Annotated in this window: 21 protein-coding genes; 11 read left to right on the top strand and 10 right to left on the bottom strand. The window is 63.3% G+C overall.

Going from position 1 to position 19614, the window contains the following annotated elements; translation table 11 throughout:
• Nucleotides 1-27: 27 nt before the first annotated feature.
• Both B9A24_RS01310 and B9A24_RS01315 read right to left on the bottom strand, forming a co-directional pair.
• Nucleotides 28-1002, bottom strand: coding sequence for a nucleotidyl transferase AbiEii/AbiGii toxin family protein (locus tag B9A24_RS01310; protein WP_143434692.1), 975 nt, complete (start codon nt 1000-1002; stop codon nt 28-30).
• Nucleotides 987-1712, bottom strand: a complete 726-nt coding sequence (locus tag B9A24_RS01315) for a DUF6088 family protein (RefSeq protein ID WP_084443331.1) — start codon at nt 1710-1712, stop codon at nt 987-989. Before B9A24_RS01315 ends, B9A24_RS01310 begins: the two co-directional genes overlap by 16 nt.
• Nucleotides 1713-1921: 209 nt before the next feature.
• On the opposite strand from B9A24_RS01315, the gene B9A24_RS23040 reads away from it, so the two are divergent.
• From B9A24_RS23040 to B9A24_RS01330, 4 genes are all read left to right on the top strand, one after another.
• Nucleotides 1922-2311: a hypothetical protein gene (locus B9A24_RS23040; RefSeq protein ID WP_317044207.1), complete on the top strand. Its 390-nt coding sequence runs from the start codon at nt 1922-1924 to the stop codon at nt 2309-2311.
• A gap of 24 nt (nt 2312-2335) precedes the next feature.
• Nucleotides 2336-2539 (top strand): GMC family oxidoreductase, encoded by a 204-nt coding sequence (locus tag B9A24_RS23045; RefSeq protein WP_317044208.1) that lies wholly within the window; start codon nt 2336-2338, stop codon nt 2537-2539.
• Between the two features lie 70 nt (nt 2540-2609).
• Nucleotides 2610-3686 carry an NAD(P)H-dependent oxidoreductase gene (locus tag B9A24_RS01325; protein WP_084443332.1) on the top strand — a complete coding sequence of 359 codons (1077 nt, stop codon included), beginning with the start codon at nt 2610-2612 and terminating at the stop codon, nt 3684-3686.
• Between the two features lie 11 nt (nt 3687-3697).
• Entirely contained in the window at nt 3698-4585 is an 888-nt protein-coding gene (locus tag B9A24_RS01330; RefSeq protein ID WP_084443333.1) for an alpha/beta fold hydrolase, read from the top strand.
• Nucleotides 4586-4590: 5 nt separating this feature from the next.
• On the opposite strand, the gene B9A24_RS01335 is transcribed toward B9A24_RS01330, so the two are convergent.
• Both B9A24_RS01335 and B9A24_RS01340 read right to left on the bottom strand, forming a co-directional pair.
• Complete coding sequence (locus B9A24_RS01335; protein WP_084443334.1) at nt 4591-4872, bottom strand: anti-sigma factor family protein; 282 nt, start codon at nt 4870-4872, stop codon at nt 4591-4593.
• A gap of 21 nt (nt 4873-4893) precedes the next feature.
• Nucleotides 4894-5490 (bottom strand): sigma-70 family RNA polymerase sigma factor, encoded by a 597-nt coding sequence (locus B9A24_RS01340; RefSeq protein ID WP_084443335.1) that lies wholly within the window; start codon nt 5488-5490, stop codon nt 4894-4896.
• A gap of 580 nt (nt 5491-6070) precedes the next feature.
• Here B9A24_RS01340 and B9A24_RS01345 point away from each other — a divergent pair.
• The 5 genes from B9A24_RS01345 to B9A24_RS01365 all read left to right on the top strand — a co-directional run bounded on the left by B9A24_RS01345 (nt 6071) and on the right by B9A24_RS01365 (nt 10840).
• Nucleotides 6071-6448 carry an ArsR/SmtB family transcription factor gene (locus B9A24_RS01345; protein ID WP_084443336.1) on the top strand — a complete coding sequence of 126 codons (378 nt, stop codon included), beginning with the start codon at nt 6071-6073 and terminating at the stop codon, nt 6446-6448.
• Nucleotides 6445-7104, top strand: a complete 660-nt coding sequence (gene merTP, locus B9A24_RS01350; protein ID WP_084443337.1) for a mercuric transport protein MerTP — start codon at nt 6445-6447, stop codon at nt 7102-7104. Before B9A24_RS01345 ends, merTP begins: the two co-directional genes overlap by 4 nt.
• Nucleotides 7105-7274: 170 nt before the next feature.
• On the top strand, nt 7275-9062 hold the full coding sequence (gene merA, locus B9A24_RS01355) for a mercury(II) reductase (RefSeq protein ID WP_084443338.1): 1788 nt from the start codon (nt 7275-7277) through the stop codon (nt 9060-9062).
• A gap of 86 nt (nt 9063-9148) precedes the next feature.
• Nucleotides 9149-10501, top strand: a complete 1353-nt coding sequence (locus B9A24_RS01360) for a dihydrolipoyl dehydrogenase family protein (protein ID WP_084443339.1) — start codon at nt 9149-9151, stop codon at nt 10499-10501.
• Between the two features lie 63 nt (nt 10502-10564).
• Nucleotides 10565-10840, top strand: coding sequence for an integrase core domain-containing protein (locus B9A24_RS01365; RefSeq protein ID WP_159451907.1), 276 nt, complete (start codon nt 10565-10567; stop codon nt 10838-10840).
• A gap of 115 nt (nt 10841-10955) precedes the next feature.
• On the opposite strand, the gene B9A24_RS01370 is transcribed toward B9A24_RS01365, so the two are convergent.
• The 6 genes from B9A24_RS01370 to B9A24_RS01390 all read right to left on the bottom strand — a co-directional run bounded on the left by B9A24_RS01370 (nt 10956) and on the right by B9A24_RS01390 (nt 18323).
• On the bottom strand, nt 10956-12170 hold the full coding sequence (locus B9A24_RS01370) for a bifunctional alpha/beta hydrolase/OsmC family protein (RefSeq protein ID WP_084443341.1): 1215 nt from the start codon (nt 12168-12170) through the stop codon (nt 10956-10958).
• A gap of 231 nt (nt 12171-12401) precedes the next feature.
• Nucleotides 12402-13550, bottom strand: a complete 1149-nt coding sequence (locus B9A24_RS01375; RefSeq protein ID WP_084443342.1) for a DUF3179 domain-containing protein — start codon at nt 13548-13550, stop codon at nt 12402-12404.
• Between the two features lie 285 nt (nt 13551-13835).
• Nucleotides 13836-13982, bottom strand: coding sequence for a hypothetical protein (locus B9A24_RS21935; RefSeq protein WP_159451908.1), 147 nt, complete (start codon nt 13980-13982; stop codon nt 13836-13838).
• Nucleotides 13983-14005: 23 nt separating this feature from the next.
• A complete protein-coding gene (locus B9A24_RS01380; protein ID WP_200813843.1) occupies nt 14006-15505 on the bottom strand; it encodes a cellulose synthase family protein in 1500 nt (499 codons plus the stop codon).
• A gap of 58 nt (nt 15506-15563) precedes the next feature.
• Complete coding sequence (locus B9A24_RS01385; RefSeq protein ID WP_143434693.1) at nt 15564-16928, bottom strand: 4Fe-4S binding protein; 1365 nt, start codon at nt 16926-16928, stop codon at nt 15564-15566.
• Nucleotides 16929-16994: 66 nt separating this feature from the next.
• Complete coding sequence (locus B9A24_RS01390) at nt 16995-18323, bottom strand: NAD(P)/FAD-dependent oxidoreductase (RefSeq protein WP_084443343.1); 1329 nt, start codon at nt 18321-18323, stop codon at nt 16995-16997.
• A 200-nt stretch (nt 18324-18523) separates the two neighbouring features.
• Between B9A24_RS01390 and B9A24_RS01395 the strand changes: the two genes are divergently transcribed.
• On the top strand, nt 18524-19300 hold the full coding sequence (locus tag B9A24_RS01395) for a glycosyltransferase family 2 protein (RefSeq protein WP_084443344.1): 777 nt from the start codon (nt 18524-18526) through the stop codon (nt 19298-19300).
• Between the two features lie 66 nt (nt 19301-19366).
• Nucleotides 19367-19504 carry a hypothetical protein gene (locus B9A24_RS21940; protein WP_159451909.1) on the top strand — a complete coding sequence of 46 codons (138 nt, stop codon included), beginning with the start codon at nt 19367-19369 and terminating at the stop codon, nt 19502-19504.
• Nucleotides 19505-19614: the final 110 nt, after the last annotated feature.

Raw genomic sequence — 19614 nt, forward strand, 5'->3', positions numbered from 1 at the left:
ATCCCCTCATTACTATGAAAAGGCGAACTAGCGCGTAGCTAGTCGCCGGCCGATAGCAACCAGAGTCTGCTGTACCGCTTGCGGTGAGGGCAGCGCTCCATAAACTAATTGCCGGAATACACCTTGGTAGGTCGATACCAATTGCTGCCAGGTACGGCCTTCGTCAGCGAATAATTGCGCTTCCGCCAGCGGGCGCGTAGCCCAGTCGCCCTGAAATTCCTGGTTGCGGGCATCATCAGCACGCGCTTCGGCCAACAACGCATCAAACTCCGGACCGGCCAGAAACGCCTGCAGTGCTGGCTGCTGGAACAGCTGATACAGGTCATACGCGTGGCGGATTTTAGCCTGCAGCTCGCCCAGCGAGTCGGGTGCGTAGCCAGCGCGAACGAAGGCCAGTATCTTTTCGACCAGCGTCCGCTCCAGAGCGAGCACCAGTACCTCAAACGGAGCCAGACCGTGTTGCGCTACTAATTCGTGCTCGCCGCGTTGCGTCAGGAACTGGCCGGCGTAGAACTGCACCGGCCGCCACTGGCTGGGGTGGGGGCGCGCAAAGGCGTTGATTTCGAGCAGTACCGCGCCTGGCCGCACCTGACCGCCGGAAGTGGGCGCGGCGGTAGCCGGGAACTGGTGCAGGGTCTTGCGGAAGTGGCTTCCGCGCACGGTCACGCCCACGTCCAACACGGTCGTTAGGCCCTGGGTGATGTGCTTGGCCCCCGCATCCATGAGCTTCTTAACCTGCCCGCCACTCCAGCCCTCGGTACCAGCAATGGCCAGGTCCACGTCTTCGGAAAACCGTTCCACCAGCCCGTAGGCCTTGGAAAGGGCCGTGCCGCCCTTAAATACCAACTGTTCGCGGTAGGGCGAATCGGCCAGTGCCCGCAGTACATAGCTTACCCAGTAGTCCTTCTCCACAAAGGCTTCGGGTAAGCCTAACCCTTGGGCGGTGGCCAGCAGGATTTGCCCAAACTCGGGGCTCTGATGCAAAGTCATTGAATGTTCCACGCGGCGCGGTTGGGCAGGGCCCCGGCGCTGAGGCCCAGGCGGTACGTAGTCAGCGGATGGAGGGTGGCGCGCAACGTGGCCGCGCCTTTTGGGTCGGCCTGCCGCTCCAGCAGCGCCCCGAGTACGGCGCGGGCGCGGGGCGGAGCCTGGGTGGCTGCCAGCTCAGTCAGGCGGCGCCGGGCTGCCGGGGCGAGACGAGTGATTTCGTGCTGCACCCGGGCCAGCACCTTATCGGGGCTAGTATCGGGAATATGGCGCAGGTCCCGCAGCACCTCCAGCCACTGCAGCAGCGGCACGTCGCTGGCCCGTTCTGGTGCCGGGCGCACCACGAACGCCACGCGCCGGGGCGAGGTACGCCGCGGCTTGGGGGTGGTCACCATCATCTCAGCCGGCATCTGGGTTGTTAGGCCCAACTGGTTGTAGAGGCTGACTCCGACCGGATAAGCCCGCGGCTCGCCACCGGCCGAGGTGAGCGTGCGCAATATGGCCCCCTCGGAAGGCTGCAGCGGACCAAACCGACTGATTTGGGGGCGGTAGTACTGCCCCTTGGCAAAGCGCACTAGCAGGCCTTCCCGGCTCAACCGACTCAGGGCCGCGGCCACCGCTCCGAATTGAGAAGGTTCCGTCACCAGATCGGCATACGTGAGCAACTCGCCTGGTGCAAAAGCCTCGACTTGCTGGCGGACACGCTGCATGATGGATTTCGACATGGGAAATAAGACACTTATGGAGCAAAGATAGAAACTTCTGTCAAGTTTTTACAAGTAAAAACTTGACAGAAGTTTAACGTGGTCAGTTCCTACTAGAGAATGATTCCCGGTCTGTATCGGCTACGCTGGTCTCCACGGACTCATTAGGCTAATCGGCTATCTACAATTGTTGGGTGTTGTTAAACCAATAGGGAAATACCGCCGAGGACGTGCGCCCCTACAAAGGCATCCCCGGCGCCCTGATTTCGGAAGATACCCACCGGCCCCCGGATGCCGATTTTGCCGGCGGCTACCTGCTGCAAAGCATCGGCGTGATGCCCGTCACGTTTGCCGGGCAGGTGGCGCGGGGGCGGAAGCTGTGGGGCCCGGCCCTGCGCCAATACATGCAACGCTATAACCACACCGCCGGCATCAACATCCTCGGCGACTGCCTGCCCCACGCCGCCAACTTCCTAGAGTTGGCCGACGAGAAAGATGCCCGGGGCCTGCCCAAGCCGCGGGTGCACTTCACCAACCAGGAAAACGAGCGGCGCCTGACGCGCCACGCCGAGCAGCTGATGCGCCGCATCTGGGAAGCGGCCGGGGCCTCCGACATCTGAGCCTTTCCGCGCAACGCCCACCTCATCGGTACGGCCCGCATGGGCCTTAGCGGCGACGACGCCGTGGTGAACGCCGACGGCCGCGCCTTCGACGTGCCCAACCTGTACATCTGCGACAACTCTGTGTTTCCGAGCGCCCTGAGCGCGAACCCGGCCCTGACCATCATGGCCCTGAGCTTGCGCACGGCCGATAAATTCCTGGCCGCCCGGCAGCGGGGGGACGCTTAGCCGGGAAAACCATCAGCCGCGCGCCGCGCTGCCAACGTAAGAATTTTATCCATCCTCCCTTCTCCTGCCGATGAAACCTTCCGACACCAGCCCGGGACTACCACTGGAGCAGCGGCCCTTTCGGGTGCTCCTCATCGCCGGCTCCAACCGCCGCCAGTACAACTGCCCCGGCGTCGACTCCAAAGCCCGCACGCTCATGCTCCGCCTGGCCGAGAGCCTGCCCCAGGACTGGGAAATCGACCTGGAAGACCTGGGCAACGTGTACGGCCGGGCCCGCATCCAGAGCTGCAACGCCTGCGTGAGCACCAGCATGGCCCTGTGCGTGTGGCCCTGCAACTGCTACGAGAAAGACAGCAAGGCCGAGCCCGACCTGATGTGGGACCTCGACCTCTACGCCCGCCTCGACGCGGCCGATGCCTGGGCCATCATCGGCCCGCACAACTGGTACGGGCCCTCGGCCAACCTCAAGCTGCTGTTCGACCGGCTGGTGTGCATGAACGGCGGCAACCCCAAGGAAGCCACTATCGACCACAAAAACCCCGAGAAAGCCATGTCCCTCGAGCACCAGCCCGAGTGGCAGGCGCTCAGCCAGAACTACCTGGAAGGCCGCACCGCGGCCTTTTTCTGCTACGGCGACGAAGGCGGCGACGAGCTCGACGCCGAGGGTCGCCCCAAGCTGCTGCGCCATAAAGAATACTTCGACCCCGGTCAGGAACCCTTTGAAAACCAGCGCGACGCCTACGCCCCGCTGGTGTGGCAGTGCCGCTACGCCGGCATTGAGGTGCCCGACGCGCTGTGGCGCTACCAGGTATTCGGCGAAGGCAAAAAGTACTCCGACGACCAGGCCGAGGACATGGTAAAGGAAACCGACGGCATGGCCAACTTTGATGACTGGGCCGCTGCCTTTGCCACCTTCGTGCAGCAAAAAGGCAAGGTGCCGGCCGGCCAATACCGGGCCTGGGGCTACGAGGCGCCGGGCCACACTTGGAACGAAATCAAGCTGGGCTGGCGCGACGTGAGCATGCGGCTGGGCCTGCCGCCCGCAGGCTCTTCGCCCGCCGAGCAGCAAAAGCAGGGCTTAAATAAGGACGTGACCCTGCGCCCCGGCCAGTCGAAAACCGAGCGGCAGTACCCTTCCAAATCCTAATCTCTTATGCGATGAGCGACTCCCCAGTAGACCAAATCATTGCTTCTCACGAAGCCTCCGGCCGGTATGTCGACGTGGACGGCCTGCGCACCTTCGCCCTCGACTACGGCGCCGGCGAGGCCGTGCTGTGCCTCCACGGCGTGCCCACCTCGTCCTACCTCTTTCGCAAAATGCTGCGCAGCCTTGAGAGCCAGGGCCTGCGCGGCCTTTCAGTGGACCTGCCCGGGCTGGGCCTGTCGGACCGGCCCGAGGACTTCGACTATACGTTTCGCGGTTTTGCCCGCTTCCTGCACCGGGCCACCGAGGTACTAGGCCTCGAGCGCTACCACCTGGTGGTCCACGACATCGGCGGGGCCATCGGGCTGGCCCTGGCCGCCGAGCACCCCGCGCGCATCCGCTCGCTGACCATCCTCAACATGTTTTATGACGTGGTGAATTTCAAGAAGCCGCTGCCCATGCGGCCCTTCGAACTGCCGGTGCTGGGGGAGGCCGAGCTGATGACTCTGCAACACCCTACCTGGTACCTGCTGTTCAAAGCCATGGGCGTGAGCCACATTGAAGACCTGCCCAAGGAGGAAGTGTATGCCTACGTGGACCTGCTCAAGCGCGCTGACGGGGGCAAGGCCTTCCTCAAAATCATGCGTCACTTCGACCACTCCCAGCAGCTGCAGGACCTGCTCCACCGCGCCGTTGACCAGCCGCCCTACCCCGTGCAGGCCATCTGGGGCGTGGAGGACCCGGCTCTCGACTTCGAGCACTTCGGCAAAATGGTGCAGCAGGCGGCGCACCTCCCGCAGGTGCATCAACTGCCGTCCAAACACTTCTTTCCGGAAGAGATGGGGCCGGAAATTGCCCGCCTAGTGGCTGGGCTGGTGGCCCGCACTCAGCCGCTCACGTAAGCCGCCTAGCTCGCCGCCGGGCCGGGATGGCCGGCCTGGCGAATGAGCTGGGTCAGCTTCTGCGCCAGTTCGGGCGGGAGGGTGTCGTCGGGGTCGCCGGCCGCGTCGGGCCGGGCCAGGCGGTGGGCCAGGGCCGCCACTACCTGCGTCTGCTTGGCGTAGCGGCGGCACAGCACGCACATGCGCAGGTGGGCCCAGACGCTGGCGCGCTCGGTGGGGGAGAGGGGCAGCTCGGCCCGCTTCTCGATGAGCAGGGTGGCTTCGTTACAGTTGAATAAGGCCGACATGGACGTGAGGGTAGGAGGGTATTACGAGCCCGAAAACCAGTGCTTTTCCAGGCACTTGCGCAGCTGCAGCTTGGCCCGGTGAAGGATGACCCAGTAGTTGGCCGGCGTGATGGCGAGTTGCTGACAGATTTCTTCGCCCGAAACTTCTTCCACGAAGCGCAGACTGAACACGGCCTGGTGCTGGGTGGGCAGCTGGTCCTGGCAGCGCAACAACTGCTGGACCAGCTCGCGCTGTTCCAGCTGGGCATCGGCGGCGGCCCACTCCCGGGGTTCCTCGCCCTGGCGCCAGTGTGTGCGGACCCCGGTTTCAAAATAAGTGCCGTTGCCTGCCGCGCCGGGCAGCGGCACCAGCGGCGAGCGGGCCTGCTGGCGGTAGTAATCCACGAGCCGGCGCCGCATAATAACGAACAGCCAGGTACGCTCCGACGACTCCTGCCGAAACGAGGCCAGCGTGCCCAGCGCACTCACGATGGTTTCCTGCACCAGCTCCTCGGCGGCGGCCACCGTGGCCACCCGGCGACGGGCAAAGCGGAACAGGTCGCTGCCGTAGCGGCTCAGCCACAGGTGGGGCTCAGGCGGGGTCGCAGTAACGGAAGCGGGAGCGGGGGCAGGAAGCATAAGGCATACAATCTCTAAGCGAAGGCTGGTCCGCGCCTGCGGCCTGGGCCGAAAGTAGCAAAAGCCGGGCGGCTTCCTGCCAGGTGAACACGCGTCGGTAAGTCCGACCACGTTTTTTCAGCCGGCCCCCGGATGCGGCAGTCGTTAGCACGGGGGGCGGCCTTACAGGACCGGGCAACTTTTTTTCGGAATTAAAAAACGAGCTGATTTTTCGGTAGTGCCATGTAAGGTGGACCGTTGGTAGCGCGACCATCGGCAGTGTCGGGCACCGGCAGCCCGGCATTATCCCTGCTGCTTGTGCGCCCCACTGCTGCCCTTCGTGCCCGGCGGCTGCACACCCGGTCGTTCCCGCGTCCGGTGCTGAGGCTTGTTTCTGTGCATTTACTCAACTTTTTACACTTGCTTTCTGCGACAAACTAGCTGCTGGCAGTAGTCCGGAAAGCTCAGGGCTGGTCCCCGCTCCAACTGTTGTGCTATCGCTGTTACTGGCGAGGGAAAAACGCAGAAGGGGGTTGAAACCTTTGTGATTTGTTTTAGCTTTCACTTAAATAAGCAAATAATAAAACGTGTTTTCTTCGCCATGAAATCCCCCTCCTGCATCCGGGTTTTTGCGGATACCCGTCACATTGAACACTGCCAGCAACTGCTCACCGCCGTGGCCCCGGACCTGCGGGCACTGGCCGCCCTGCTCAACCTGGCTGGCAACGAGGTGCGCCTGAAAATCCTGTTCCTGCTCCACGAAGAGCAAAAGCTCTGCGTGTGCGACATCGCCGATGTGCTGAACATGAACGTGTCGGCCGTCTCCCAGCACCTGCGCAAGCTCAAGGACGGCGGCGTGGTGGGCGCCGACAAAGTCGGCCAGACCATTTTCTACTACCTGCAGCCCGCGCACCTGCCCCTGCTCAAGCCTTTGTTTGCGACCATCGCCGCTTCCCCCCTTACCAAGCTGCCCCAATGAACCCCTCCACCCCCCAATCCCCGAACACGTCGAATCCTGAAACGTCCGGCACCAAGTCGCTGGTCGGTGCCGGGCTGCTGGCCGCCTTCGCGGCCTCGCTCTGCTGCATCACGCCCATCCTGGCTGTGCTCGGCGGCATCGGCGGCGTTGCTTCCACCTTTTCGTGGCTGGAACCCTTCCGTCCCTACCTGATTGTCTTGACCGTTGGCGTGCTCGGCTTTGCCTGGTACCAGAAGCTCAAGCCCCGCCCGGCGGCTGAAATCGCCTGCGCCTGTGAGGAAGATGAAAAGCCGTCGCTGCTGCAATCGAAAGGGTTTTTGGGCGTGGTGACGGTGCTGGCCGCCGGGCTGCTGGCCTTTCCCTATTTCTCGGGCAGCCTCTTGAAAAACAACGCCCCGGTGGCTACGGCTCCGGCCCGGCAAACGGGGCAGGCCCGCCTCTCCATCGCGGGCATGAGCTGCTCGGGCTGCGAGGTGAGCGTGAACCACGCCCTGAACGCCACGCCGGGCGTGCTCACCGCTTCGACTTCTTTCTCCGAGGGCCGGGCCCTGGTCACGTTTGACCAGCGCAAGGTGAGCGCCGACCATCTGGCCAAAGCCGTGACCAAAGAGACCGGCTACGCGGTGACCAAAGTGGAGCTGGTCCCTCAGCCGTAATCCTATGCATCTCCTCCGTTCACAACGCGCACGAACCTGTTCCCATTGGTCGGCCTTTCCCGGGCACTGCCCATGGCAACCAAAGCCAGCTGCAAGGCGGCTAAAAAAGCAACCCTGAGCGGGGGTGGCTGCTGCTCGTCCCTTTCCAGTTTTTTAACTAAGCCCTTCCAATGCCAATCAAAACCATCGAATTCGCCATTGGCGGCATGACCTGTACCGGCTGCGCCACGGGCATCGCCAAGCAGTTCGTAGGCAAGCCCGGCGTCATAGCCACCGACGTGAGTCACCCCGCCGGCAAGGGCACGTTTACCTACGACGGCGACGTCACTTCGAAAGAGGAGATTGCCGCCACCATCACCGCTTCGGGCCACTACCAGGTGACCGGGGAGATTGCCCCGGGCCCCGCCGAGGGTACCGCGACTCCTATCCCCGAAGCCCTAACGCCCGCTACCCAAGCCTCCACCGCCCCCCGGGCCGGCACAACGGACCGGCCCGCGTCGGCAACGCCTTCGGCCGAGCTGGCCGGGCACGGTCCCCAGGGCACGTTTTTCGACCTGGTTATTGTCGGGGGCGGCTCGGCGGCGTTTGCGGCGGCCCTTCACGCCAACGAGCAGGGCCTGTCCACGCTGGTCGTCAACGGCGGCCTGCCCCTGGGCGGCACCTGCGTCAACGTGGGCTGCGTGCCTTCCAAGTACCTGATTCGCGCGGCCGAAAGCTTCCGCCATGCCGGCCACTCGTCCTTCGCGGGCGTGCAGCCCGGCCAGCCCGCCCTGGACTTTGCCCAAGTCATCCGCGAGAAGCGCGACCTGGTGAACCAGCTGCGCGGCAAGAAGTACGAAGCGCTGCTCGCCGACCTGGACCACGTGCGCGTGGTGGCCGGCTGGGCCGAATTCGTGGACACCCGCACCATCCGCGTGCAGGGACCGGACGGGAAGCAGACCGAGTACACGGGCCTCAAGTTCATTGTGGCCACGGGCGCTGCCCCGCTCATCCCGGCCATTGCGGGATTGGACCAGGTGCCCTACTTCACCTCCGAGTCCTTGTTTGAGCACGAGGAGCTGCCCGAGTCGCTGACCATCATCGGGGCGGGCTACATCGCGCTGGAAATCGCCCAGGCCTACCAGCGCTTCGGCAGCCGCGTGACGGTGGTGCAGCGCTCAACCCACGTACTTAGTAACCAAACCGCCGACGTGGCCGAGGAGTTGACCCGGCACCTGCGCGCCGAAGGGATGACTATCCTGACCGGCGCGGCCGTGGAGCACGTGGCCACCGACGGCCCGCGCGTGACCGTGCGGGTCAGGGGGAGCGGCGGCACCCAGGAAATCGTGAGCACCCACCTGCTGCTGGCGGCCGGCACCCGGCCCAACACCGGCACGCTGGGCCTGGAAAAGGTGGGTGTCACGCTCACGCCATCCGGGCACGTGCAGGTGAACGCGCAGCTGGAAACCTCGGCCGCCAATATTTACGCGGTGGGCGACGTGACCCCCAACCCGGCCTACGTGTACGCCGCCGCCTACGAAGGCAAGCTGGCCGTGCAGAACGCCTTCGCGGGCGCGGGCCGGGCCACCGACTTCACGGCCTTGCCCTGGGTGGTGTTCACCGACCCGCAGGTGGCGGGCGTGGGCCTCGACGAGCGCGGCGCCGAAGCCGCCGGCCTGCCGGTGGAAGTGCGCGTGCTGCCGCTCTCGGAAGTGCCGCGCAACGTAGCGGCCAAAGACACGCGGGGCTTCATCAAGCTGCTGCGCCACGCCGACACGGACGTGCTGCTCGGCGCCCGCATCGTAGCTCCTGAGGGCGGCGAGCTGGTCTCGCCGCTGACGCTGGCCCTAAAGGGGGGCCTGACCGTGGCGGATTTAGCCAACACGTTCTACCCCTACCTGACCCAGTCCGAAGGCATCAAGCTGGCCGCTCTGTCCTTCAACCAGGACGTTGCCAAGCTCAGCTGCTGCGCCAGTTAGGCCCTTGTGGTGCCTACGCTGCGTTTTCCGGTATTGATTGCCAGGTGATTTCTCCTTTTTCGCCCCAACACTTATTCTCCTGAATTATGTCACAACACTCCTTTGATGTCCTTGTAATTGGTACCGGTGGCGGGGGCAGCGTGGCCGCCCGCAAGTGCGCGGCCGCCGGCAAGCGCGTGGCCATCGTGGATGCGCTGCCCTATGGCGGCACCTGCGCCCTGCGCGGCTGCGACCCCAAGAAAGTGCTGGTGGGCGCCGCCGAAACCGTGGCCCGCTCGCGGCAGCTGCTCGGCCACGGCGTGGCGCAGGAAGCCACCGTGAGCTGGCCGGAGCTGATGGCCTTCAAGCGCACGTTCACCGAGCCGGTGCCGGAGAAAAAGGAGGCGGGCTTTCAGAAAGCGGGCATTCACCCCTTCCACGGCGTGGCCCGGTTCACGGGCCCGCACACCGTGCAGGTTGGCGCGGACGTGCTGGAAGCGAAACAGTTCGTGATTGCCACCGGGGCCCGCGCCCAGCCGCTGGGCATCCCCGGCGAGGAGCTGCTGCTCGACAGCACCGACTTTATGGAGCTGCCGGAGCTGCCGGCGGACCTCACCTTCGTGGGCGGCGGCTACATCGCCTTTGAGTTTGCCCACCTGGCGGCCCGCGCCGGCGCGAAGGTGCGCATCCTGCACCGGGGGGCGCGCCCGCTGGAAAACTTCGAGCCCGAGCTGGTGGAGCACCTGCTGATTGCCACCCGCGAGGCCGGCATCGAGGTGCTGCTGAACACCGAGGTAAAACGCCTGAGCAAGACGCCCGACGGCCAGCTGCGCCTGCACGCCGAAACCGACGGACAACCCCGGGAATTCCCGGCCGGCCTGGCCATTCACGCCGCCGGCCGCGAGCCGGCGCTAGCCGAGCTCAACCTGGAAGCCGCGGGCGTGGCCTACACCCGCCAGGGCGTGACGGTGAACGAGTACCTGCAAAGCACTTCCCACCCCGACGTGTACGCGGCCGGCGACGCGGCCGCCTCGGGCCTGCCCCTGACGCCGGTGGCCGGCAAGGCCTCGCACGTGGCGGCGGCCAACCTGCTCGAAGGCAACCACCAGGTTATCGACTACGGCCTGATGCCCTCGGCGGTGTTCGCGCACCCGGTGCTGGCCAGCGTGGGGTTGGGCGAGGCGGAAGCCACCCGGCAGGGCCTCAAGTTCCAGGTGAAGCACGACGTCACCACGGGCTGGTTTACCTCCAAGCGGCTCCGTACGCCCCGCTCAGCCTTCAAGGTGCTGATTGAGGAAGAGACGGACCTGATTCTGGGCGCCCACCTGCTGGGCCCCAACGCCGAGGAAGTCATCAACCTGTTTATGCTGGCCATGCACGCCAGGCTCCCGGCCGCGGAGGTGCGCAAGCTGATATTCGCCTACCCCACGGCTTCGTCCGACATCATTTATATGCTATAGTCCGGACCGGGGAAGATAGTCGGGCCGGTTGTAAAGCAGTATTGCGGCAACGCGTACCGCGCCTTGCTCCACGACCACGGAGTGGTACGCTCGCAGAGCCTCCACGGCGACTGCTACGACAATGCCCAGGCCGAAAGCCTGTGGTCGCGCCTCAAAACTGAGGAACTCGAAGCGCGCGACTGGCCCGTTTTTGCCGACCTAGCCGACGCCCAAGCCAGCGTCGCCGAGTATTTTGACTACTACAATCACGAGCGGCTGCGCTCCAGCATCGACTACCAGACGCCGTATTACACTCATCAACAACTGCTTCAACTAAATGCCCTAAACTGTCCTGCTTAACTAGACCACCTCAATCGGCCATTTCCGCTTAAAAGCATAACACTATTTGGCGGGCCTGAAAGCGATGCACCACGAATTGGCCCTAATCGCCGCGTAACATCAGTTAATAAGTTTCCTAAGACGGGGGCAGAAGGGCTGAGCTGATTTCTATGCGCGAGCTTAAGGTTTTGTGTACCGGGCACTTCTCCGCGATACTGAGTAGTCGCTGCCGCTGCTCGTCCGTTAGCTCACCTTCCAGCTCAATCTCCCGCCAGATGTGGTCCAGAAGCGCTTTCTGCTCCGGGTTTTCCGAATCAAACCCATGTATTTTTTCGTGGTGCAGGTGCACCACTACATTGGTCAGCGGCCATTTCTTTCGGTCAGCATACAGCCGTAGGGTCATCGCCGTACAGGCACCCAGCCCTGCTGTTACCAGGTCATAGGGGGTAGGGCCCAGGTCATCGCCTCCTGCTTCTGCCGGTTCGTCCGCCAGCAGCGAATGATTACCTGCTTTAATCTCCGTCGTTAGCGAATCTGGCCCGATGCGTACCGCTACCCGTTGGCGTACCCTGATTGGCTCTGGCTGAGGAAAAGCAATGTAGCGTTTGGCCCAGCAGGCTATCACTTCCCCTGCGTACAAAGAATCCTGGGGCTCCGAGAGCAGATGGTCGGCCCCGTCCAATGAAACAAAGCTCTTGGGGTGCCGGGCGGCCTGATATACTGCCGCGGCATTTTCTATGTTCACCACGTTGTCCTGCGGAGAGTGTAGCAGGAGCAAGGCCTTTTCAAGTTGCCCGATGGTTTGTTCCGGCTCAAAAGATTCTAAATCAGTCAGGAACTCTTTTTTTATAGGAAAAGGGCGTCCGCCAATGTCCACCGTGGCAGTTCCTGCTTTTTCAATGGTTCCTAAGCCATCCCGTAACAGGTGCCTGACGTGAGTTGGGTCACAAGGGGCCCCGATAGTAGCAATAGCCTGAACCGTGGGCAAGGATTTGGCAGCCATGAGCACTGCCGTGCCCCCAAGCGAGTGGCCAATGGCCAATACCGGGGCTTCGTATTCTTTTCTTAAAAAATCAGCAGCGCTAATCAAATCCGAAACATCCGAGGACAAGCCCGATGTCCCAAACTCTCCCTCGCTCTGCCCCAGACCGGTAAAATCGAAGCGAAGCACTGCAATTCCCATCAGGCTTAAAGAACGGGCAATGTTTCGAATTGCGGTCAGGTTTTTAGTACAGGTAAAGCAATGCGCAAACAGGGCAAAAGCATGCGGTTTACCGTCTACGGGCATCTCCAGCCGCCCAGAAAGCAGTTGACCAGTAGCATTAGGAAAGGTAACAGTTATGGTTTTCATAGGTGATTTCGTACAATTTGCTGTTTTACAAGTGCGCCAGCAGCATTTTTGCTGTCATTGGCTGATTGTGCAGAATACATTGTTCTCTTTAACGGGATTTAAACAACATCCTGATTACTTAACCCGTCATATGTCGGCTGCCGGACAAAATTCCTGCTAACTACGTATGCCTACCCTTAGTGGCGCTGCTATCGCATTCAGCTAAAGTGGTTTACTCTGGCCATTTTCAATTTACCGGGCATTCTTCCCGTATATTTCTGACTCCGGGAAAAAGGCCAGCCAGGCGAAAGCAAAGTGGTTGCTGTGGGGCTCTATTCGGAGTTGCTTTCCTTTCAGCGGTCCGGCTGTACTTCTGCCTGTGATGTCCCAGGCTGAACCTGTTTCCTTGTCGGCAAACAGGTTGCCTTTTCTTTGGAAGGTAAGCTTTTGCCCGCCCAGCACGGCATTAAACAAGGTTGCCGTACCAACCCTTCTGGACTTACTAATGTCTCTCTCATCCAGCACCGATACCGTAGTGGACTCATAAAAAACAACAACGTTTTTACCGTTGAAGGCATCGTTAACGACCCCCTCCTTGGCAATTGCCGAGAACGGATAGATTTTGTGTTTCCCCTGGCTTTCCACGTCTACCACCCGCTCCATGGGCGGCAGCCGCTTGTCTACCTTGCTTTTGTCTATGAATGCATCGTAGGGTGAATTTTTCAGGTCATCATAGCCTACATAGGGGTTCTGCCCATAATCCCGTCCAAGCCCCGTCTCCGGCGAAAGAATCTGCCCATTGGGGTATCGCTGAAAAAACTCCTCTACCGAAATTACCAGCGATGGCAGGACCTTTAGTTCTGCCCCAGCCAAGGAGCCAACCAGGGCTTCTCCCATCAATTGCTGCCACCAGGTTTCTGTTTGGAGGTCGTACATCACCATATCGCTGTGGCGCAGCATGCCCGATACGCCAAAGCTCAGCAACTGCTCCTTTCCCTTAAAACGTAGCCGCCGGTCGTATGCGACGCTGGCATTGCATAAGGGGCAATAGGTAACAAGTATGGGGATACCGCCAAGGGTATCGTTGGCAATTTCATGCGCCGTCAGCACATTGAGCGGGTAAGCCTTGGCCCGTCCGCCAACAGCTAAACTAATAACCGGCTCGTGTCTGAAGTATACCTGCCGTCCTTTATCCGAACCAATGAACCTTGGCATATTCAGGACAGGAAAAGCACCCTTGGGGACTGCTACCGTAAACTCGGAAAGTTGCACGGTTTTGTTGGCTGTATCTGTTTTCCAGAGGTACGGTATATTCCGTGGATTTCGCAACTGGGCTTTACTCGCATGAAATGGCGCACCAGTTAAAGCAGTAATAATGAAGATGAAAAAGTAACGAATCATTTTTACCTGGTTAGACGGTGAAGAGAGGGTATCCAGTACTGTCTGTACCTCTTAGTATGTGCGAAAGAATTCGTAAGCCCTGCTGCGTAACAGAGCTTGATAAGCTCCTGATTAAAACTGGCTTCGCTGCTTCCTTTTCTTTTTGTGAGCTGCTGAATTGCACTCATGGGCATGGGCTTAGAAGTAGCTGCTAGCTGTTTGGCTATCTACTCCCTCCGGTCCTCTCCAGCGTACCCAACCCCAGGCTGCTGATACTTCACCATTTGCTGGTGGTAAAGCATCATTCTAGTTGGATACTCCTTCCATTTTGGTGCCGAAAGGTCGGGGGCTACGAAGGCAAAAATCAGGAGCGAGCAGCCGGGCCACTTCGGTGAATTCACGGCCGGCTCCGGCCCAGTAGTGCAGGCCGACGAATAGCATGGGTGCGGGCATAAGGAGCAGAGAAAAAGTGCCGTTTAACGGGCCAGGATAGGCTGGGTAACAGGCCGGGGCGCCGGCTGGGGCCGGAGCCCTTGCAGCGCATAGCCCGTAACCAAGCCGTAGCCTACCACCAGCAGCAAGTGAAAGGGAAGCAGGCCGTAGTCCCCATAATAGCAGCCCGCTCCCAGGCCGACGAGGAAATAAAGCGTCATCAGGCCTTCCATCAGGGGCAGGGCACCCGATTCCCGGGTGCGGTAGCGCCGCACCGGACGCCCCCCCTCCGGAGCCGCGCCCAGCTTCGGCGTCCGCACAAACGGCGAGGCGCGCCCCCGGAAGCCCAGGGCTACGGCGCGGGTGTTGTGCAGGGCCAGCCCCATCGACACGGCCAGAAACAGCAGAAACTGCGGCGCAAACCAACGGCCGGTGACGGGGCCGCCGGCGAGTCGCCAGGTGGTGTAATAGTAGTAGGTGAGGGGCACAAACGTGAGCAGAAACGCCGCCGCCAACCGGAAAACCGGCTTCAGCTCCGGGCGGTGGGCCCGCACGAACAGCAGCGGCACGCTGAGCACGGCCATGAGCAAAATAACGGCAAACACCGAGCTGTTGAGCAGGTGAAACGAGGCGTGCAGCTTGGTGGCCAGCGGCAGGGAAGCGTCGCACCACACCCGGCCCAGGTGCTTGCGGGCGGTTTCGGCGGCGCCCTTGTTCCAGCGGTACTGCTGCGACTTCAGGGCATCGAGCTGCTCGGGCAGCTCAGCCGGGGCCACCACGTGGGGCAGGTACGCAAAGCGCCAACCCCGCAGCTGGGCCCGGTAGCTCAGGTCGAGGTCTTCGGTGAGGGTGTCGGCGTGCCAGCCGCCGGCATCCTCAATGCAGGTGCGACGCCACACCCCGCCGGTGCCGTTGAAGTTGAGAAAATGGCCGCCGACGCGGCGCCCCACCTGCTCTACCAGAAAGTGCGCGTTCAGTCCGAACGCCTGCAGCCGGGTGAGCAGGGAGGCGTTTTCGTTCAAGTGCCCCCAGCGCGTCTGCACCATGCCCACCCGTGGGGAAGTGAAGTGCGGCAGGGTCTGGCGCAGAAAATCCGGCGCGGGCACAAAGTCCGCGTCGAAAATGGCCACGAATTCGCCGTCGGTGCAGGTAAGGCCGTGGGCCAGGGCGCCGGCTTTGTAGCCCTCGCGCGTGGCGCGGCGCACGTGGTCGATGCGCAGGCCCCGGTCCTGATGATAAGCGACCCGGGCGGCGGCGCGGGCCACGCTCTCGTCGGTGGAGTCGTCGAGCACCTGGAGGTGCAGGCGGTCGGGCGGGTAGTCGAGCGCGGCCGCCGCGTCAATCACGCGCTCCACCACGTTCAACTCGTTGTAGACGGGCAGCTGCACCGTTACGTGGGGCCACACCGCGGGCGGGGGCGGGGCAGCCACGGGGCCGGTCCGGCCCGCCAGGCGGGTCAGCTGCCATTGCGAGAGGCTGAAGCCCAGCATAAACAGCAGGCAAATGCCGTAAATCACTACAACTCCGATTTCCAGTACCAGCATAGACTCAGCGTATTCAGCGTAAAAAGTGGTTGGCCCGCCCGGGCCTAGTTCCCCGGGCCTAGCTCAATATCCGCAGCGAATCGGCGTGAATCAGCTGGGAGCTTTGGTAGCGACCCTCGCGGGGGCCGTTTTCGAGGTTGAGCACGCCGCGGGGGCAAGCCGTGGAGCACATGCCGCAGCCCACGCACGACGCCCGGATGATGGGCTCGCCGCGCTGGGCGTACTGCTTCACATCGATGCCCATCTCGCACACATTCGAGCAGTTGCCGCAGGAAATGCACTGCCCGCCGTTGGTGCTGATGCGGAAGCGCGAGAAATGCTTTTGCAGGAGGCCCAGGTAAGCCGCCATCGGGCAGCCAAACCGGCACCACACCCGGTTGCCCATAATCGGGTAGAAGCCCACGCCAATCACGCCCGAAAACACGGCCCCGATGGCAAAGCCATAAAACCGGGACAGGGGCTGGGTAACGGCACCCAGGGCCGGCACCGTGCCCGAGGCGCCCACCCAGAGCAGCGCCGTGAGCCCCACTATCAGGGCCAGAATGGGGTAGATGATGCGCACTTCCCACTTCCAGGCCTGGCGGCTTTTGTCGGAGAGCTGGCGGTAGGGGTCGCCGGCCGTCTCGGCCAGCCCGCCGCAGCCGCACACCCAGGAGCAGTACCAGCGCTTGCCGTAGAAGTAGGTGAGCACCGGCGTGGCCAGAAAGGACATCACCGCGCCCCAGAACACCATGAACACGCCCAGGGCCTGCCCGTCCTTCACCAAGTAGCCTACCGTGCCCGGAAACAGGTAGTCGTACTTCAGGGGCCAGAAGTAGGTGAAGTAGTACTCGGGCTGCTGGAAGGCCAGCAGCAGGCCCGGCAGCAGGAAGGCGAAGCCCAGCTGAAAAAACATCACCGAGCAGGTCCGGATAAGCTGATAGCGCGAGTGGCGGTATTTCCACAGCGCCCGGGCGCCCATGAGCAGCACGGCCAGGGTGTAGAAGGTGCCGTAGAGAAACCACTGGTCGGCGGGTTTGGCCCGCAGCGTTTGGCTGAAGGGGTCGAGCGTGCGAATCAGGTTTTCGAGCAGGCCCGGAAACCAGTAGAGCACCACGTAAAAGCCGGTGAGCACCACGCCGGTCACCCAGGCAATGGCGCCGCGGCTGGTACTGGCCCGCTGCCACAGGTTATTCTGGTGCACGCCGGCCGGCCGGCGGCCGAATTTCAGCCAGCTCCAGGCGAGCGTGCCGCCACTGACCAGCGCCAGGGCAACGATGAAACTCAGCCGGGCCCGGGTGGGGTCGGCATCGAAAGCTGCCGCGAGCAACGCCAGCAAACCCAGCGCCACGGCCGCCAGGGTCGCCTTTTCGGCGGGGTCGGTGACGGGCAGGTCGGCCTGGGCCAGGGCGTAGGAAGCGGCGGGAGCAGAAGTCAGAGCCATAAGAAAAGAAATGCCGGGGGCGTGAGCGAAAGATTAAAAGGATAAAGGAGTAAGCGCCGGTGACGGCTATCGCCCGGCCGTGGAGGCCGCGGGCACCGCATCTACGGCCAGGTCCGGAAACTGCCGGGCGAACGCGCGCCGGATGGCCGGCTCGTGGCGGCGAAAGAACTCGGGGTCGAAGTTGGCCTGGCCCAGCTCCCGCAGCACCTGCTGCACGGGCACCCGCTGCTGCAGCCACCGCTCCCACACGGCGTGGCGCTGGCGCAAACCCAGGGCGTTCAGGCCCGTCACGGCGTGGCCCTCGGCGGCCCGGAAGTTGAGGCGCAGCAGCTGGCCGCCGCCCGGCGGCTGCCAGCAGAAGGTGCTGGTGCCCTCCTCCGGCTCGGCCGGCACGCGGCCGTAAGTCTGGTATTCGAGGTTGAAGAATTTGGCCGAGTTAAACCACAAGCCGCGCCGGTAGGGGGTAGGCTGCCCGCAGATAGTATGGGCCACGGTTTCGCCCTGCATGCGGCCCGTGTACCAGAGCTGCTCCACGGGCACCTGCCCGGGGCCGGGCTCGCGGTGCTGGGCGCAGTCGCCGGCGGCGTACACACCGGGCACGCTAGTGCGCAGGTGCTCGTCGACCAGAATGCCGCGGTCCGTGGCCAGGCCGGCGGCTTTGGCCAGGGCCAGGTTGGGGGCCACGCCCGTGGCAATACCCACCCACTGGCAGGGCAGCTCCTCGCCGGCGGTGGTCACCACGGCCCGCACCCGGCCGTCGGCGTCGCCGAGCACTTCGCGCATTTCCGTGTGCAGGCGCAGCTCTACGTGGTGGAGGCTGATTTGGCGCTCCACCAAAGCGGCTTCTTCCGGGGGCAGCACCAGCTCCCAGTAGCGGCTTTCGCGCACGAGCAGCGTGACGTGGATGCCGCGGGCGTGCAGCATCTCGGCCAGCTCAATGCCAATCAGGCCCCCGCCCACCACCACCGCCCGCCGGATGCCCTGGGTGTCGCGGGTCATTTTTTCGAGGTCGGGCAGCCCGTACAGGCCCTGCACGCCACGTAGCTGCTGGCCGGGCCAGTTAAAGAAGCGTGTGACCGAGCCCGTGGCCAGTAGCAGCTGGTCGTAGGCCAGGCGCTGGCCGGTGCTCAGCTGCACCTGCCGGGCAGCGGGGTCCAGCCCGGTGGCTTCGGCGTGCACCAGCTCCAGGCGGTTTTCCGCCCAGAACCAGTCGCCGTAGGGTTTGGTATCCTGGTAGCGCAAATGGCCCATGTAGAGGTACATCAGGGCTGTGCGCGAGTAGTGGTGGGCGCTTTCGGCCGACACGAGCGTGATGCGGGCCGCCGGGTCGAGCTGCCGGGCCGTGAGGGCGGCCGTAACGCCCGTGATGCCGTTGCCAATGATAACCAGGTGCATACAACAGTAGATAAAGAGATGCCCGACGCCCCGGCCGGGGCGCTGCCCGAAGGAGCTGGCGCGGGTAAGGCCGGCAGTCGGGGCCGCTGCCGGAACCTTACAGCCCCCAACTTCTTTTTTTAGCGGCAGGGGTGCAGCCCCTCTCGCCGAAATCAGCCGGCCTCCTGTAAGGTCCGGCGCCCACTGCCGACTACGGGGCCATGTCAGTCGCTCCCCTGGATTTTTCGCCCCCCCGGCCCCTTAGCTGCGCCGAGGCTCCTGCCGCCGCCGCCAGCGGTACCCCGCGGGCCCGCATCGGGGTGTTGATACCCGCTTACAACGAAGCCCGGTCCATTAAGCTGGTGCTGGCCGAAATTCCGGCCGGGCTGGTGCAGGAAGTAGTGGTCGTCGACAACGCCTCCACCGATAACACGGCCGCCGCGGCTCGAGCGGGCGGGGCCACGGTGGTGACGGAGAACCGTCCCGGCTACGGTTCGGCCTGCCTGGCCGGCCTGGCGTACTACGCCGCCCAAGCAGCCGGGCAGGCCCCGGAAATCCTGGTTTTCCTCGACGGCGACCACTCCGACTACCCCGAGCAGATGCCCGCGCTGCTGGCCCCCATCCTGCGCGGGGAGGCCGACATGGTCATTGGCTCGCGGGCGCTGGGCCAGCGGGAAAAAGGCGCCTTACTCCCGCAGCAGCGCTTTGGCAACTGGCTGGCCACCCGGCTGCTGCGCCTGCGCTACGGCGGCACCCACACCGACCTGGGACCCTTCCGGGCTATCCGCTCCGAAGCGCTCCGGCAGCTGGGCATGGCCGACACCACTTACGGCTGGACCGTGGAAATGCAGGTGAAGGCAGCCCGCCAGGGCCTAGCCGTGGTGGAGGTGCCGGTGTCGTACCGCCGCCGCATCGGCACCAGCAAGGTGTCGGGCACCGTAAAAGGCACCCTGGGGGCGGGCTACAAGATTCTGTGGACCATTTTTAAATACTGGTAGCCGTGCGCGCTGTACTGCCCGAAGCGCTGGCCCGCCGCCGGCCTTCGGGTTGCGAAGGCGCTGGCCTTGTCGGCCCTGGCCTACTGGAAACTGGCCTACGCTACTCCCCGCGCCCAAGTGGGGCAGCTGCTCGCGCTGTTGGCGGTGGCCGGCGCGGCCTTCGCCGGGCTGCTTTGCCGAAAGGTAATTGTCTTCACGCGCTAGCCGACTATTTTGACTACCACCACCAGCGCCGCCACTCCAGCATCGGCTATTTAACCCCTTACCAGTTTCACCAACAACAACTTGCCAACTTAACTAGACCAACCCCAACA

Origin of the sequence: Hymenobacter roseosalivarius DSM 11622 (assembly GCF_900176135.1) — a bacterium.
In the GTDB taxonomy this organism is placed as follows: Bacteria; Bacteroidota; Bacteroidia; order Cytophagales; family Hymenobacteraceae; genus Hymenobacter; species Hymenobacter roseosalivarius.

Bases quoted from the DNA above. Each gene is read 5' to 3' on its own strand.
- B9A24_RS01315 (WP_084443331.1), bottom strand. From the start codon at position 1,712: ATGTCGAAATCCATCATGCAGCGTGTCCGCCAGCAAGTCGAGGCTTTT.
- B9A24_RS01325 (WP_084443332.1), top strand. From the start codon at position 2,610: ATGAAACCTTCCGACACCAGCCCGGGACTACCACTGGAGCAGCGGCCC.
- B9A24_RS01380 (WP_200813843.1), bottom strand. From the start codon at position 15,505: ATGCTGGTACTGGAAATCGGAGTTGTAGTGATTTACGGCATTTGCCTG.
- B9A24_RS01375 (WP_084443342.1), bottom strand. From the start codon at position 13,550: ATGATTCGTTACTTTTTCATCTTCATTATTACTGCTTTAACTGGTGCG.
- B9A24_RS01360 (WP_084443339.1), top strand. From the start codon at position 9,149: ATGTCACAACACTCCTTTGATGTCCTTGTAATTGGTACCGGTGGCGGG.
- B9A24_RS01390 (WP_084443343.1), bottom strand. From the start codon at position 18,323: ATGCACCTGGTTATCATTGGCAACGGCATCACGGGCGTTACGGCCGCC.
- B9A24_RS01345 (WP_084443336.1), top strand. From the start codon at position 6,071: ATGAAATCCCCCTCCTGCATCCGGGTTTTTGCGGATACCCGTCACATT.
- merTP (WP_084443337.1), top strand. From the start codon at position 6,445: ATGAACCCCTCCACCCCCCAATCCCCGAACACGTCGAATCCTGAAACG.
- B9A24_RS01330 (WP_084443333.1), top strand. From the start codon at position 3,698: ATGAGCGACTCCCCAGTAGACCAAATCATTGCTTCTCACGAAGCCTCC.
- B9A24_RS01395 (WP_084443344.1), top strand. From the start codon at position 18,524: ATGTCAGTCGCTCCCCTGGATTTTTCGCCCCCCCGGCCCCTTAGCTGC.
- B9A24_RS01370 (WP_084443341.1), bottom strand. From the start codon at position 12,170: ATGAAAACCATAACTGTTACCTTTCCTAATGCTACTGGTCAACTGCTT.
- B9A24_RS01385 (WP_143434693.1), bottom strand. From the start codon at position 16,928: ATGGCTCTGACTTCTGCTCCCGCCGCTTCCTACGCCCTGGCCCAGGCC.
- merA (WP_084443338.1), top strand. From the start codon at position 7,275: ATGCCAATCAAAACCATCGAATTCGCCATTGGCGGCATGACCTGTACC.
- B9A24_RS21935 (WP_159451908.1), bottom strand. From the start codon at position 13,982: ATGCCCGCACCCATGCTATTCGTCGGCCTGCACTACTGGGCCGGAGCC.
- B9A24_RS01340 (WP_084443335.1), bottom strand. From the start codon at position 5,490: ATGCTTCCTGCCCCCGCTCCCGCTTCCGTTACTGCGACCCCGCCTGAG.
- B9A24_RS01335 (WP_084443334.1), bottom strand. From the start codon at position 4,872: ATGTCGGCCTTATTCAACTGTAACGAAGCCACCCTGCTCATCGAGAAG.